Consider the following 381-nt stretch of genomic DNA (forward strand, 5'->3'; position numbering starts at 1 on the left):
CTTTTGATCACCTAGTAAATAAGGTATTGTCTTCTAATGCATTTAAAGATGATTATTTAGCTGGATATGAGTTCATAACAAAAGATGGTCGTCGTATTAAATCTTCTACAACGCTTATTAGAAATAGTTCAGGTAGTATTATTGGAGCTCTATGTATCAATTTTGATATTACTATTTTTGAGAAGATTCAACACTTTATAAAAGATATATTACCTTTAAACAAAAATGATAACTATGAATATAACAATAACAATAATGAAAATGTTAAAGATATAACTGAAGATTTAATAAACAAAATAATAGCTAATAGTAATTATCCTAATTTAAAGCGACAAGAAAAAATTGATTTAATAAAGTTTATGGATGAAAAAGGGATTTTTT

General features: G+C 23.9%; 1 protein-coding gene. It reads left to right on the forward strand.

Annotated elements, in window-relative coordinates:
• On the forward strand, positions 1-381 hold a 381-nt coding region (locus ACF91D_RS32345), incomplete at both ends, for a PAS domain-containing protein (protein WP_392438806.1).

This window comes from Staphylococcus sp. 231237_7MaSpsaltlick (assembly GCF_043107035.1).